Consider the following 729-nt stretch of genomic DNA (forward strand, 5'->3'; position numbering starts at 1 on the left):
TGAAAAGCGGTGCTTATCCATAAAGCGTATCAGTTTCGGATCTATCCTAGTTTAGAACAAAAAATAGCTATTACGAAAACAATTGGTTGTTCACGATTTGTATTTAACTACTTTTTGGAAAAGTGGAATGATAGGTATAAAGAAACAGGAAAAGGGTTATCCTATGGCACTTGTTCTTCGCAATTACCTACTCTCAAAAAAGAATTTGTATGGCTAAAAGAAGTGGACAGTATCGCTCTTCAATCTTCTCTTCACAACCTAGCTGACTCGTATGCAAGATTCTTCAAAAAACAAAACAAAGCACCTCGGTTTATATCGAAAAACAATAAAGTCCAATCCTATACAACGAAACATACAAATGGAAACATTGCGATTATAGATAATAAATTGAAGTTACCGAAACTTGGTCTTGTCAAATTTGTCAAAAGTCGTGAGGTAGAAGGACGAATTTTGAGTGCTACTGTCAAAAGGAATCCAAGTGGAAAATATTTTGTCTCGATTCTTGCTGAAGCAGAAGTACAAGAATTGCCGAAGACCGATTCCACTGTTGGTATAGATGTTGGTGTGAAAAACTTTGCTATTCTTTCAACGGGTGAGGTATTCGGTAATCCAAAATGGTCTCGGGTATTAGAAAAGAAACTCGCTCATGCCCAGCGTATTCTATCTAGACGTACAAAAGGCGGAGCGAATTGGCATAAACAGCGAATGAAAGTCGCTCGTATTCATGAA

The 729-nt window shown here is 37.2% G+C and carries 1 protein-coding gene; it reads left to right on the plus strand.

The genetic code is table 11. The features are described 5' to 3' along the window. Positions 1-9: 9 nt before the first annotated feature. Positions 10-729, plus strand: a 720-nt coding sequence (locus MR113_RS27280; protein ID WP_242257480.1) for a transposase, incomplete at its 3' end; no start/stop codon positions are given.

Origin of the sequence: Bacillus cereus group sp. BfR-BA-01379 (assembly GCF_022663605.1) — a bacterium.
GTDB classification, from domain to species: Bacteria; Bacillota; Bacilli; order Bacillales; family Bacillaceae_G; genus Bacillus_A; species Bacillus_A mobilis.